We start from the raw sequence: 11405 nt of genomic DNA, 5'->3' as shown, positions 1-11405 counted from the left end.
ACCACATGCCGCGTGCGTTCGGCGGCGTTGGGCGGCAGCGGCTCGGTCGGGTCGGTCAGCATCAGCTGCGAGAAACCAAGCACCGCGTTCAGCGGCGTGCGCAGCTCATGGCTCAGGCGCGACAAGAACTCCATCCGCGCACGGCTGGTGCGCTCGGCCGCTGCCTTTTCGATGTCGAGCTGCGTGCGTTCCTCTTCCTCGCTGACATCGTGCACCACGCCCAGCACTCGCTGCACCTGGCCGTCACTGCCGAGTTGCTGGAAGCCCACCGTCTCGAGAGAGTGCAAGCTGCCGTCACCGTGGCGCACGCGGTAGCGCACACGAAACGGCGCACCTTCGCGGCGGCTCTGCTCAAGCGCTTCGCGCAAGCGGCCCATGTCCTCGTCCAGCAGCAGCCGGCGCCAGGCCTGGCGTTCGACATAACCACCTTCTTCGCCGGCCGAGATGCCGAAGAGTGCGCTGGCCCGTGCGTCGAGGTGGTAGCGGTCGTCGCTGGCTCGCCACTCGAATACGCCGATGCCGGCCACCGCCGCGGCCAGCGACCAGCGCTGATGCACTTCGACCAGCTGGCGGCGGTTCCTGTCGCTGCGGCTGAGGGTGCGGCTGACCGAGGCCACCACCGCCGCGCCCATCACCAGGGCCAGCGCCACCACCGCCGCTTCCAGCAGCAGCAAGGTGTTGCGCGAGGCAATGCCGAGCGACTCGGAGAAGCGCTTTTCCTGGGTGATCAGGCGCGCGTCGAGGTCGTCGAGCCGGGCGTCGAGCCGCGCCAGCTCGCCTTCGCTCAGGCGATCCGGGCGCTGCAAACGCCTGCGCACCTCCTGGCCGGTGTTGCGCAATTCTTCGATCTGTTCGTCGCCTTCGCGCCAGGCGATGACCGCGTCGCGCATCAACGGGCTGCCACTGAACGCATGGTAGAGCCAGACCATGCCGTCGACATCGTCTGCGTGGTTGCCGCCACGCAGGAAACCGCCGCGGGCGCGCTCGAAGTCGGGCTCGGCTGCGTCCAATGCCTCGCGCGCCTCGCGGTCACCCAGTGGCGCGTCGAGCGCGGCTTCGAAGCGGCGGTAGGCCACCGGCGAGCCAGTCACCGCATACAGGCGCAGTTGCGCCACGGCACCGCTGCGCCCCTTGGACCACAGGCTCTCGCCGCCGACAAACGCGCGCACCGCCGACAGCACCTGGTAGCCGCCAATGCACAGGGCCAGCAACACGCCGATGACCACGACAAAAGGCACCAGCACACCCGCGGTCGACGGGCGATTCGCCACCGGCAACTTCACGCGGCGCTCACCAGCGACAAGAACGCGATCTGCAGGCCACGCGAGGGCCGCCCACGTGGCCCGGCATCCGCAGGCCTGGCGAGGTCAACACACATCCACGGCTCCCTTGCTTTTTGCAAGAGCGCACCGGCCAGCAGAGGCCGCATCACCCGCGGAAGAGTCGCCAAGCGACGGCCCAGGCCGGCCGCCGTCGAGAGCGGCCGGATGCCGGCCACCACCTCGTCTGCATGGCAACCCCGCTGTCCGTGCCCCGCTGAGACGCGAGACGTGAGGACCGGTGGCTTTGCGACCCCGGCTTTCGCGCGGGTGTGCCCTTGTCATGGTTTGTGACCGGCCCACTGTAACGGAACGAAAACGGCGCGCGCGCCTTCTCTGGCAGAACTCTGCACAGCCATCTGCAGCCGGCGACCGATAATTCACGGATGCACCTGGTGCTTCCTTTCGCCTCCGCCATGTCGCCCGCTGCCGGGCAGGCCTTGTCCACCCTGCAGTTGCCGATGCTGGAGCGCCTGTTGGCGCGGCTCGCACCGGCCCAGCGCGATGAAGGCGACGAGCTGAGCCTGAGCCCGCCGCACGAACGGGCGCTGGCCCGCGCCTGGGGCTGGCCTGCCGCCGACGATGGCTTGCTGCCGTTGGCCGCGCAGGCGGCGCGGCGCGACGGCCTGGCGGTCGAGCCCGGGGACGAAGGCTGGGCCATGCTGAGCCCGGCACATTGGCATGTCGGGACCGATCAGGTGTCGCTCGGCAACCCGCTCGCGCTCGGCCTGGACCACGCCTTGTCGCACCTGTTTTTCGACACGCTCGCACCGCTGTTTGCCGATGGCGGCTGGCAGTTGCAGTGGGGCGCGCCCACGCGCTGGTACGCCCGTCACGCCAGCCTGGCCACCCTGCCCAGCGCCTCGCTGGACCGGGTGATCGGCCGCAACGTTGACCTTTGGCTGGGTAGCCACCCCGGCGCCCGCCTCATCCGGCGGCTGCAGGCCGAGACGCAGATGACGCTGCACCAGCACCCGCTGAACGAAGCGCGCGAAGCCGAAGGCCTGCTGCCGGTCAACTCGTTCTGGCTCAGCGGCACCGGTGCAACGCAGCCACCCGCGGTGACCGACGGCCTGCAGATCGACGAGCGCCTGCGCGGACCGGCACTGGCTGACGACTGGACGACCTGGGCCGAGGCCTGGGCCTCGCTCGACGCCGGCCCGGTCGCCGCACTGCTGCACCGCGCCGAGGCTGGCCAGCCGGTGCAGATCACGCTGTGCGGCGAGCGCCACGCCCAGACCTTTGCTCCAGCCGACCGCCCCTGGTGGCGGCGCGGCCTGCTGGCCCCGCGGCGCGTGAACCCCGCGCCGTGGCTGGCTGATCTTTAGAAACTCCTGATGTCTTCACCCACTCTGCTGACGCGTGACGTGCCGCCGCGAACCGCCTTTGCGCTCGAACAAAGCGGCGTGCACCCGCTGCTCGCGCGCCTGTTCGCTTCTCGCGGTGTCAGGACCCCGGCTGAGTTGGACGACGGTCTCGGCCAGTTGCTGCCGCCGACTGAGCTGCGCGGCAGCGCCGAAGCGGCCCGCCTGCTGGCCTATGCGATCGAGCAAGGCCAGCGCCTGTGCGTGGTGGCCGACTACGACTGCGACGGCGCGACCGCCTGCGCGGTCGCGCTGCGTGGCCTGGCGATGCTGGGCGCTGCACCCGGCACGCTCAGCTACGTGGTGCCCGACCGCCAGGTGCACGGCTACGGCCTGACACCAACCATCGTCGACCTGGCGCGGGCGCAGCAGCCCGATGTGCTGGTCACCGTCGACAACGGCATCGCCAGCATGGCCGGCGTGGCGCATGCGCGTTCGCTGGGCATCCGCGTGCTGGTCACCGACCACCATTTGCCGGCGCTTGTGAACGGGGCTGTCGAGCTGCCCGACGCCGACGTGATCGTCAACCCGAACCAGCCGGACTGCGCTTTTGCTAGCAAGGCGTTGGCCGGTGTCGGCGTGATGTTCTACACCCTGCTCGCGCTGCGCGCCGAGCAGCGCGCCCGCGGCCGCTTCGACGCCACCAACCAGCCGCGGCTCGACGCACTGCTCGACCTGGTCGCCCTCGGCACCGTGGCCGACGTGGTGAAGCTCGACGCCAATAACCGCCGCCTGGTGGCGCAGGGGCTGAAGCGCATTCGCTCGGGCCGCATGCAGCCGGGCGTCGCAGCGTTGTTTGCCGCCGCGTCGCGCCGCTGCGAGATCGCGTCGGCGTTCGACTTCGGTTTCGCACTGGGGCCGCGCATCAACGCCGCCGGCCGCCTGTCCGACATGACGCTGGGCATCGAATGCCTGACCACCGACGACCCGCTGCGCGCCGCTGAACTGGCGCGCCAGCTGGATGCGATCAACCGCGAGCGGCGCGAAGTCGAAGCCGGCATGCGCGAGCAAGCCGAGCTCTTGCTGGACAACCTGATGCCCGAAGGCGCGGCGCCGCCGGCCGTCGTGCTGTTCGACCCCGAGTTCCACGAAGGCGTGGTCGGCATCGTCGCCGGCCGCATGAAAGACCGGCTGCACCGCCCGACCTTCGTCTTCGCGATCGGCAACGACGGTTTGCTCAAGGGCTCGGGCCGCTCGATCCCCGGCTTTCACCTGCGCGATGCGTTGGACCTGGTCAGCAAACGCCACCCCGGCGTGCTGAAGAAGTTCGGCGGCCACGCGATGGCCGCAGGCTGCACGCTGGCCGAAGAAGACTTCGACACCTTCGACACTGCGTTGCAGGCGGTCGCCCAGGAGTGGCTGCTGCCCGCGGCGCTGGCCCGCACCTTGGCCACCGACGGCCCGTTGGCGCTCGAATACTTCAACGCCGAGACCGTGGCCAAGCTGGACGCGCAGGTCTGGGGCCAGGGCTTCGAAGCGCCGGTGTTCTGCGACGAGGTCGAGGTGATCCAGCAACGCCTGGTCGGTGAAAAACACCTGAAGCTGCGCCTGCGCCATCAGGGCCAGCTGCGCGACGCGATCTGGTTTGGCCACGCCGAACCCTTGCCAGGCAAGGTGCGCCTGGCCTTCCGCCTGAGCCTGGACGAGTTCCAAGGCCAGCAGCGGCTGCAGATGGTGGTCGAGGCCGCGGTCTAATAGGGCGCGGCCATCGGCCGCAGCAGACACCATTTCAATCGGGCACCGCGGTGACGCGTCAGCCCGTTTCGTTTTTCATTGGAGGGAGTGATCTTGAAAACAAACACACGTCGAACTGGCTTGGCGCTCGCAGCGCCTTTGCTCGCGCTGCTGCTGCAATCGTGCAGCGGGGGCCTCAACGACGAGATCGTCGACATCAGCGTGGAGCCCAGCACCGTGCCAGCCCCCACGGTTGATCAACCCACGGCATTCAAGCTGAAGGTCCGCACCAATTCGAGTGGCGGCCTTCAGCGGGTCTTTGTCGACGCCTACGAAACGGGCAGCGACACGGAACGCGAACGTATCGCCGTCGGCGACCCGTTCGACGACGTGCTGGAGATCGAGTGCACCTCGTCCATGCCGGTGGACGCACCCGGGCAACGCGAGGTCGATTGCTTTGGCGCCGACTACCCGCCCGTCACCCGTGCGCCCGGCCCGATGAGACTGCGGTTGGCGCTGTATCAGCGTTTTCCGCTCGGCGGCGTCGGCGAATTTTCCGACGACATCAAGACCTTCACCTTCGACCTGCAGTAGCCACCGAAGGAGGCGCCGAGGTCAACCGCCGGCGGGCTTGAGGCTGGCGCGCTGGCGCCCTTGCACCGACAGCACCCGCCCCGGCGCCAGTTCCAGCGCCGCGTCGAATGCTGCCACCGCCTCGGCCGAACGGCCCAGTTCGAGCAGCACTTCACCGAGCAGTTCATTGCCCGGCTTGCGGATCGTCGGCGGGCCGAACTCATAGGGCAGCGCGGTCTCATCCGCCGCGGCTTTGCGCAGGATCACCAGAGCCGCCTCGGTCTCGCCGCGGCGCAGCGCCTGCAGGCCGTGCAACTGGTCCAAGTGGATCTGCAGCGCCTGGCGCGACGGGTGCTTGGCCGGCAAGCCCGCTTCGTCGATCGCGGCCCTCACACGGGTGGCGGATTGTTCGGCGCGCTCGACCACACCGGCCGGCACGTCACGCTGAGATTGCCGCAACGCGGCGAGCGCGTCCACATAGTCGCGTTCGAACTGCGCCAGCGGCACGGCCGACAGGTCGGCCGTCATCGCGGCCGCTTCAGCCGTCCAGTCGCCGGTGTCGATCAGGTAACGCGAACGCATCGCGGCGAAGCTGGCGGCCGAGCTGCCGTCCACGTCCAGCAGGTCTGCGCCTTCGGACAGGTTGGGCCGGCGCTGCGCTTCGTCGGCACAAGCGGCCAGCACGCTCCGCGCGTCGGCTGGCCGGCCTTGTTGCAGGTAACCGTATTCGAGCCACGCCGGCCCATGGCCGCAGCCCGATGGGGGACGGCCTTTCGCGGCGCGCATCTGGTCGGCAATGCGTTTGGCCGTCTCGTTGGCTGTCACCACGTCGTCCCACATGCCCATCGCGATGAAGATGTGCGAGGTCATGTGCTGCGCGTGTGCAGCCGACGGGGCGATCTTCGAGTACGCCCGTGCCGCGGCCAGACCAAGCGGTGCATGCAGCGGGTCGTCGACCGCATGGATCAGGTAGTGCGCGGCGCCGGGGTGTTTCGGATAGGCGTGGAAGGCCTCGGTCATCAGCGCGGCGGCCTTCATGTAGCTGGGCAGGTGGCGCCCTTCGTGCGAGGTGCCCATCAAGGCCAGCGCATAGAAGCAGGTCGCATCGATGTCATTCGGGTAACGCTCGTGCAGTGCGCGCATCGCGTCCGCATAGCGGCGGTCACGTTCGAGCTTGGTCCCTTCGCCGTACAACGTTTCCAGCGCATCGAGGTAGGCCTTCTCGCGTTCTGTCTTCGCCTTCGCTCGCCGGGCCTGCGGCGTTTCACCGAGTCGAAACAGCGCGCCTCGCGCGGCGACGGTGTCCTGCTGTGCCCACAACGGATGGTTGTAGGTCATCGCTTCGCCCCAGTACGCCATCGCGAAGTTCGGATCGGCCTTCTGCGCGCGCTGGAAGGCCTCGGCGGCCGCCCAGTATTCGAAGTTGTGCAACTGCGCAAGGCCGACCAGGAAGTCGCGCTGCGCGGCCTTGGAGCCGGAGTTCGCGAAGTTAACGATGCCAACTGACGGCGTGGAACGAGGCACACGATCGTCCCCGTGTGCCCAGGCGCCATGCGCGGTGAATGCGATCAGCGCAAAACAACAACCAACCCAACGCAGACTCATAACGGCTCCACGGACGAAGTCTCTGTCGATGCCATTCTGAAGCAATGTGCTTCCCGTCACCCGCATGGAAGGGACAATGCACCCTTGGCTCGCCACTGAGCGGACCAACAACGAGTGCCGCGGCTTCTTGTTCAACTGAATGAATCGATTTGATGAACCGTTCACTGCTACCCACCCTGTGCATCCTGGGAACGTTGAGCGCCACAGTACCGGCCCAGGAATGCGACACGCAACGTACGTCATTCCGCACGATCTTGACGCGCGGCGGGCCGTCTCCGCAGAACTACGAGAACGACGCGCCACCGAAAGGGGTCGAGCGCATCAGCTACCCGTCCGGTAGCCTGAAGCTGGCGGGCTGGTTGGCCCGACCCGCCAAAGGCCAATCGCCCTATCCCGCGATCGTCTATCTGCATGGTGGCTTCTCGTTCGGCATCGAGGACTATCAGGCAGCCCAGCCCTTTCTTGACGCCGGCTACGCCGTCATGTACCCATTTCTTCGTGGCGAGAACGGCAATCCGGGTCATTTCGAGCTGTTCTACGGCGAAGTCTCTGATGCGTTGGCGGCGGTGCGCTGGCTGGCCAAGCATCCGGACATTGACAGCCAACGCATCGCGATGTTCGGCCACAGCGTTGGCGGCGGGGTCTCCGACCTGACCTCGCTGTGCAGTGGATACCCGATCCGAATGTCAGGCAGCGCCGGTGCGCTGTATCCGCCTGAGATCTTCCAGGCCTGGAAGAGCATCGCCCCCTTCGACGTGAACAACCGCAACGAGGTGACGCTGCGGAGCTTCCCGCTGCAGCTTTCATTGCTGCGTCGTCCGCACTACGCCTACCTGGGCAAGGAGGAGCCGATGGCGAAGCTGGCGCCCATGCTTCAGCGTGCGGCCACCGAGAAACAAGTGCCGTTGACCGTGACGGTCGTCCCAGGCGATCACCATGGCGCGCTGGCGCCGGCGATGCGCGATTTCCTGACGAAGCTGGACACTTCGGCGAAGTAGTGCAGCCAACGGCCATTGGCGCAGAACCCTTGAACGCCAAGCGGTAACCTCGGCATCTGCTGCGGCGATTGACGCCACCGCCCCTACCCCCACCCGAGCCTGCACGCATGTCCGACAACCCCTACACCCCGCCCGAAGCCACCGTGGCAGACCAGCCGCCGGCACCAGGCTCGCCCATCAAGGCCGTTGCGCTGGGCATGCTGACCGACATCGGCGGCTCGATCGTGGTTGGTGGTGTGCTCAGCATCGTCTACGCCATCGTGCTGGCACAGCAAGGGCTGACCCCGGAGCAGGTGATGGACGCGATCAAGAACGTGCCGGTCCTGTCGCCCTTCGGCCTCATCAGCACCGCCATGGGCCTGGGCTTCTCGTTTCTGGGCGGCTATGTCTGCGCGCGCATTGCCAAGCGGTCGGAGCTCCGCCTGGGTGCGGTGATGGCCGTGCTCAATACCGTGCTGGGCCTTTTGCTGAGCGGCGATCAGACGTCGGCCCCGCAGCTCATCGCGTTGGTGCTGCTGAGCATCGCCGCCGTCATGGTCGGCAGTTGGAAGGGGCGCGTGAAGAACTGGTACCTGGCGCATCCGAACTACGTCGGCTGACCGGGGGCTTTGGCCCCTTGCCGAAGGGGCTGGGGGCGCCCTGTCACGGCACGTTTCGGCGAGGTAAAGCCAAGAGCGCTCAGGCCGCGGCGATCAGAATGACGAGTTTGTTCGTACCGCCTGCACCATGATCACGCTGCTCATCAACGACCCGGTTGCCGAAGAACGGGCCACCGACCAGACAGTGTTCGGCGGCAGGCCCTCGGCCCCGCAAGGCCGGTTGATGTGGCCGGCCTGCAAAGCCTGCGGCGGCGCCATGCAGTTCCTGGGGCAATTGCGATCGGATGCGCCGGCGGGGCCTGAGTTGCTGCTGCTGTTCATGTGCCGCAACAAGCCCGGCATGTGCTCCGAGTGGCATGCCGACGCCGGCGGCAATGCGGTGGTGGCCGCGGGAACCGACCATCTTCAGCTCGTTGATCCGCCGCCACAAGCCAAGAAAAGCCTGCGCCCGATCCGCTACGGCGCGAAGTTGCTGCCGATCGAGGAGGCGCCGGACTACGAATCGGCCGCTGCCGGCTGGGCCGACGCCACCGGGACCGACCTGCGGCAGTTGCTGGGGCAAGTGAGTGATTCACCGGCCTGGGTCGAATACGAGGAAATTCCGACCTGCGACGCCTGCGGCGAACCGATGCAGTTCGTGGCACAGCTGGAACAAGGCCCCGACCGGAAGACCGAGATGAACTTCGGCGGCGGCTGGGCTTATGTCTTTCGCTGCGGCTGCGCAGCTCGGCGCGCCAAGATGCTGTGGCAGTGCTGAGCCCAACGGGGGCGCTCTTCAGCGTCACCCAGCGTTCAGGCGGTGCCCTTGCGCATCAAAGGCCAGCAGATGCTGCGGCTCAGCCGCCAACTGCACCTTTGCCCCACGGACCAGCAAGCCTTCGTTCGAACTGAGTTTCAACGACAGCGGCTCGGCCAGGCCAGCCAGGCTGACGTAGGCCACGCTGGTGTCGCCCAACTGCTCGACCGTATCGACCTCGCCGCTGATCGCGAAGCCCGTGTCGTCACCGACGATGTGCAGGTGTTCGGGACGCACGCCGACGGTGGCCACGCGGCTCGACGAGACGCCTTGCCCATGCGGCCAACRCAGCAAGCCACCGGGCACTTCGAGTGCCGTCTCGTTGGCGCCCTGCACCGGCAGGAAATTCATTCGCGGTGAGCCGAGGAAGCCCGCGACGAAGCGATTCACCGGCTGCTGGTAGACCTGCATCGGCGGCCCCACCTGCTCGATGCAGCCGTTGTTGAACACCGCAATGCGGTCACCCAAGGTCATCGCTTCAACCTGGTCGTGCGTGACGTAGACGATTGTCGTGCCGAGGCTGCGGTGCAGGTGCGCCAGCTCGATGCGCATTTGCGTGCGCAAGGCCGCGTCCAGGTTCGACAACGGTTCGTCGAACAGGAACACCTTCGGCTCGCGCACGATCGCGCGGCCGATTGCGACGCGCTGGCGCTGGCCACCGGACAGCTCCTTCGGCCGCCGCGCCAGCAGTGCCGTCAGCTGCAGCCTCTCGGCCGCGCGCTGCACCGCCGCTTCGATCTGCGCCTTTGTCTTGCCGGCCATGCGCAGGCCGAAGCCCAGGTTCTCGGCCACCGTCATGTGCGGGTACAGCGCGTAGCTCTGGAATACCATCGCGACGCCGCGCTGCGCCGGCGGCAGGTCGGTCACATCCGTGTCGCCGATCAGGATGCGGCCGGCGCTCGGCTCCTCCAACCCGGCCAGCATGCGCAGCGTGGTGCTCTTGCCGCAGCCGGACGGGCCGACCAGCACCATGAACTCGCCTTCGTTGACCTGCAGGTCCAGCCCCTGCACCACAGGCGTGGCGGCACCCGGGTAGGTCTTGCCAACGCCTTCGAAACGGACGGCCGACATGCTCAGGGCGCCTTCGGCGGCTCGGTGCCGGCGTGCTGCGCTTCGATGAACGCGCGGTACCAATGCGCGCTGTCTTTCGCGGTGCGGGCCTGCGTCTCGTAGTCGACATGGAACAGGCCGAAGCGCTTGGCGTAGCCCGAGTTCCACTCGAAGTTGTCGAGCAGGCTCCAGTAGAAGTAGCCACGCACGTCGACCCCGAGCTCGATCGCGCGCGCCAGTGCGGCGAGGTGCTCGCGCAGGTAGGCCACACGCTCGGCGTCGGCCACGCGGCCGTCGGCATCGACGCGGTCGGCGTTCGCCATGCCGTTCTCGGTGATGTAGATCGGCGGCGGCGAGTACTCGCGGGTGATGCGTACCAGGTGCTGCGTCAGCGCCTTCGGATAGATCTCCCAGCCCATGTCGGTGAAGCCCTGCTTGCCAGGCGCGGGCACTGCCGGCTGCTGCGTGCTGATGAAGCTGCGGGTGTAGAAATTGACACCGAGAAAGTCGAGCGGCTGCGCGATCTCGGCCAGGTCGCCGGCCTCCATGCGCGGCGCATCGGCACCCAGGTGCTCCAGCACATCGGCCGGGTACTGACCGCGGAACACCGGGTCCATGTACCAGCGCACGTTCAGACCGTCGTCCAGCCGTGCAGCGCGGCGGTCGGCCTCCAGCTCGGTGGCCGGAAAGGCGGGCGTGTGGTTCAGCACAATGCCCAGCTGCGTGTGCGTCTCGGCTCGCATCGCCTGGATCGCACGGCCATGCGCCAGCAGCAGGTGGTGCGAGGTCTGCATCGCCGCGGCGCGGTTGGTCTTGCCGGGCGCGAACTGCGCGGTCTCGTAGCCCAGCGTCGCGACACACCAGGGCTCGTTCAAGGTCGCGAGCGACGCGAGCCGGTCGCCGAAACGGCGCGCCACTTCGGCCGCGTAGTCGGCGAAGTGCGGCACGATCTCGCGCGCCGGCCAGCCGCCCAATTGCGTATGCAGCGCGAGCGGCAGGTCCCAGTGGTACAGCGTCGCGTGCGGCGCGATGCCGGCTTCGAGCAGGCTGTCGATCAGCCGGTCGTAGAACGCGAAACCGGCTTCGTTCCACAGGCCGCGGCCCAGTGGCTGCACGCGAGGCCAGGCGAACGAGAAGCGGTAGGCCTTCAGGCCCAGCCATTTCATCAGCGCCACGTCTTCGCGGTAGCGGTGGTAGTGGTCGCAGGCCACGTCGATGTTCGAGCCGTCGTTGATGCGGCCGGGTTCGCGGCAGAAGGCGTCCCAGATCGAAGGGCCCTTGCCGTCGAGCGCGCCGGCACCTTCGATCTGCGCGGCGCTGGTCGCAGAGCCCCAGGCAAAGTCGGGGCGAAAGGCTGCGCGGTGGGCCGCCGCAGCGAAGTTCGTGTCGTTCGAGTTCATCGTCATCCAGGTGCGAGGAATCGGTGG

Annotated in this window: 10 protein-coding genes and 1 riboswitch; of the genes, 6 read left to right on the top strand and 4 right to left on the bottom strand. The window is 67.8% G+C overall.

Annotation, left to right across the window (positions count from 1 at the left end; translation table 11 throughout):
- The coding region (locus tag AC1DYI_RS16735; RefSeq protein ID WP_477205263.1) for a PAS domain-containing protein at positions 1-1283 on the bottom strand (1283 nt) is incomplete at its 3' end.
- A 226-nt stretch (positions 1284-1509) separates the two neighbouring features.
- A riboswitch (cyclic di-GMP riboswitch) is annotated at positions 1510-1606 on the bottom strand.
- A gap of 129 nt (positions 1607-1735) precedes the next feature.
- Here AC1DYI_RS16735 and AC1DYI_RS16730 point away from each other — a divergent pair.
- The 3 genes from AC1DYI_RS16730 to AC1DYI_RS16720 all read left to right on the top strand — a co-directional run bounded on the left by AC1DYI_RS16730 (position 1736) and on the right by AC1DYI_RS16720 (position 4951).
- Positions 1736-2647, top strand: a complete 912-nt coding sequence (locus tag AC1DYI_RS16730) for a hypothetical protein (protein ID WP_477205262.1) — start codon at positions 1736-1738, stop codon at positions 2645-2647.
- A 9-nt stretch (positions 2648-2656) separates the two neighbouring features.
- Complete coding sequence (gene recJ / locus AC1DYI_RS16725) at positions 2657-4378, top strand: single-stranded-DNA-specific exonuclease RecJ (protein ID WP_477205261.1); 1722 nt, start codon at positions 2657-2659, stop codon at positions 4376-4378.
- Between the two features lie 138 nt (positions 4379-4516).
- On the top strand, positions 4517-4951 hold the full coding sequence (locus AC1DYI_RS16720; RefSeq protein WP_477205260.1) for a hypothetical protein: 435 nt from the start codon (positions 4517-4519) through the stop codon (positions 4949-4951).
- A 21-nt stretch (positions 4952-4972) separates the two neighbouring features.
- On the opposite strand, the gene AC1DYI_RS16715 is transcribed toward AC1DYI_RS16720, so the two are convergent.
- A complete protein-coding gene (locus AC1DYI_RS16715; RefSeq protein ID WP_477205259.1) occupies positions 4973-6454 on the bottom strand; it encodes a hypothetical protein in 1482 nt (493 codons plus the stop codon).
- 233 nt (positions 6455-6687) lie between these two features.
- On the opposite strand from AC1DYI_RS16715, the gene AC1DYI_RS16710 reads away from it, so the two are divergent.
- The 3 genes from AC1DYI_RS16710 to AC1DYI_RS16700 all read left to right on the top strand — a co-directional run bounded on the left by AC1DYI_RS16710 (position 6688) and on the right by AC1DYI_RS16700 (position 8889).
- The gene (locus tag AC1DYI_RS16710) at positions 6688-7533 is read left to right on the top strand and encodes an alpha/beta hydrolase family protein (protein WP_477205258.1); all 846 of its coding nucleotides are present in this window, start codon (positions 6688-6690) and stop codon (positions 7531-7533) included.
- A gap of 107 nt (positions 7534-7640) precedes the next feature.
- Entirely contained in the window at positions 7641-8132 is a 492-nt protein-coding gene (locus tag AC1DYI_RS16705; RefSeq protein WP_477205257.1) for a hypothetical protein, read from the top strand.
- A 127-nt stretch (positions 8133-8259) separates the two neighbouring features.
- Entirely contained in the window at positions 8260-8889 is a 630-nt protein-coding gene (locus AC1DYI_RS16700; protein WP_477205256.1) for a hypothetical protein, read from the top strand.
- Positions 8890-8913: 24 nt separating this feature from the next.
- On the opposite strand, the gene AC1DYI_RS16695 is transcribed toward AC1DYI_RS16700, so the two are convergent.
- Both AC1DYI_RS16695 and AC1DYI_RS16690 read right to left on the bottom strand, forming a co-directional pair.
- Complete coding sequence (locus AC1DYI_RS16695; protein WP_477205255.1) at positions 8914-9999, bottom strand: ABC transporter ATP-binding protein; 1086 nt, start codon at positions 9997-9999, stop codon at positions 8914-8916.
- A gap of 2 nt (positions 10000-10001) precedes the next feature.
- A complete protein-coding gene (locus AC1DYI_RS16690) occupies positions 10002-11378 on the bottom strand; it encodes a GH1 family beta-glucosidase (RefSeq protein WP_477205264.1) in 1377 nt (458 codons plus the stop codon).
- Between the last annotated feature and the right edge of the window lie 27 nt (positions 11379-11405).

It is taken from the genome of Ideonella sp. P3_A4 (assembly GCF_056403075.1).
This window is presented reverse-complemented; position numbering and strand designations above follow the sequence as displayed.